General features: G+C 62.8%; 1 protein-coding gene and 1 pseudogene. Both read right to left on the bottom strand.

The features are described from left to right. Positions 1-34 precede the first annotated feature (34 nt). A pseudogene (locus tag A9G05_RS26150) lies at positions 35-1565 on the bottom strand (IS66 family transposase). Between the two features lie 19 nt (positions 1566-1584). Next, on the bottom strand, positions 1585-1944 hold the full coding sequence (gene tnpB / locus A9G05_RS26155) for an IS66 family insertion sequence element accessory protein TnpB (RefSeq protein ID WP_069563701.1): 360 nt from the start codon (positions 1942-1944) through the stop codon (positions 1585-1587). Between the last annotated feature and the right edge of the window lie 82 nt (positions 1945-2026).

Here is a 2026-nt window from a genome sequence, read left to right on the forward strand (position 1 = left end):
TAAACCCCACCTACCCAGCTCAGGCGGCTTGGCTTTAAATCGCCCTCAGGTTCCAGGGCAGCAGCGCTTCGTAGTCTTCGACGCGAGTCGCCTGGGGCTGGCGTTCGAGGGCATGGCGCAGCCAGGCGTAAGGTTCCTGGCCATTGGCCTTGGCGGTTTCGAGCAGGCTGTAGAGCTGTGCGCTGGCGGTGGCGCCTTTCGGGGTGTCGCTGAATAGCCAGTTCTTGCGCCCGATGACGAACGGGCGGATGGCGTTCTCCGCGCGGTTGTTGTCGATCGGCAGGTGCCCGCCTTCGACATAGCGCACCAGGCGGCTCCAGTTGCTGGCCAGGTAGTTCACGGCATTGCCCAGCGCCGTTTTTCCAGCAACCTGCGGCTGGGTTTTGTCGAGCCAGGAGTTGAGCTGGTCGAGCAGCGGCTGGCTGCGTTGTTGGCGGGCGCTCAGGCGTTCGCTGTCGTCGGCTTTTTTCAGCTCACGTTCGATGCCGTAGAGCTTGTTGATCAGGTTCAGCGCCATGTCGGCCCGGCCGACCTTGCCCTTGGGTTGCACCTTCTGCGCCTCGACGAACTTGCGTCGCGCATGCGCCCAGCAGGCCAGACGTTCGATACCGTCTTGCTGGGCCACGGCGTTGTAGCCGGCGTAGTCGTCGGTCATCAGGTAGCCGCGATAGCTCGCGAGCAAGCGCAACGGTACGGCCTGCGCGCGGCTGGTGTCGTAGTCGAAGAGAACGACCGGCCTGTCCGGCGGGCCACCGCATTGCACCCACATCCAGGATTGTGCGGTGGGATCGCGACCCGGCTCATGCGGCACCTGTAGCCGGGTTTCGTCGCAGTGCAGCAGCGGATAGTCGAACAGCGTGTCGCGCAGCAGGTTGAGCAGCGGTTGCAACTGCTCGCCGCACTGGATTACCCAGCGCGCCAGGGTCTGGCGGGGGAGGTCGACGCCGTGGCGGCTGAGCATTTTCTCGAAACGATACAGCGGGATGCCGTCGGCGTACTTGGTGGTCAGCAGCATCGCCAGCACGGCTCGGTGTGGCCAGACTTTTCTCGAGCAGTTGTGCCGGTTTGTCGGCGGTCACCGGGGCGGCTTCGCAGGCGTTGCAGGCGTAGGTCTTGCGCACGTGGCGGATGACCCGCACCTGCATCGGGATGATCTCCAACTGCTCGCTGGTTTCCTCGCCAATGACCTGCTTGCGGCAGCCACAGGCGCAGGTCAGCTCGTGCTCGGGCAGTTCGTGCACGATTTCAACACGCGGCAGGTTGGCTGGCAGCGGCTTGCGCTTGCCGCGACGCGTGATCGGTGCGACGACTTCTTCGGCTTCGGCTTCGGCTTCGGCTTCGTTTGTTGCCGCGGTCGGCGTTTCGAGCAGCTCTTCGGCCTCGTTGAACATGGCCAACTGCGGCGAGTCGGCATCTTCAGGGCTGCGCTCGGACTTGGGCGAGAACAGCTTGTGGCGTAGCAGGGCGACCTGTTCCTGGAGTTGCGCCACCTTTCCTTGCGCCAATAGCAGCATCTGCTTGAGCAGTACAGGATCGTCGGGAAGGTGGTCGGCAGCAGATTTCATGGCGCCGGATTATACCGGCTCAGGCCACGAAACGCGGCCTCAACACCTGATGCGGACGGTTGCGCCACAGATCGATGCCGTCGAGCAGCCAGTTCAGCTCATCGACCGTCAGTTCGATGACCTCGTCGCCAGCATCGGGCTTAGTCTTGAAGCGCTCGGCCTCCAGACGCTTGAGCCACAGGCAGAAGCCATTGCGCTCCCAGTAGAGGATCTTGACCTGACTGCGGGCGCGGTTGAGGAATACGAACAGCACCGGATTGAATACCTCCACCTTGATATCCAGCTCGACCAGGGCGGCCAGGCCGTTGATGGATTTGCGGAAATCGACGGGCTTTGGGTAGAGGTAGACCTTCTGTACCTTGGCGTCGGGACGCATCATGACGGTGAACTCCGGTGAAAACGGGAGCCCAGCATCCGGAAACGGATAGCTCAGTTGAAGGTGGGGTTTATGGAGCGGTTAC

It is taken from the genome of Pseudomonas sp. ENNP23, from assembly GCF_001728945.1.
GTDB classification, from domain to species: Bacteria; Pseudomonadota; Gammaproteobacteria; order Pseudomonadales; family Pseudomonadaceae; genus Metapseudomonas; species Metapseudomonas otitidis.

Excerpts from the sequence above, each read along its gene's own strand:
- tnpB (WP_069563701.1), bottom strand. The coding sequence starts at position 1,944 with ATGATGCGTCCCGACGCCAAGGTACAGAAGGTCTACCTCTACCCAAAG.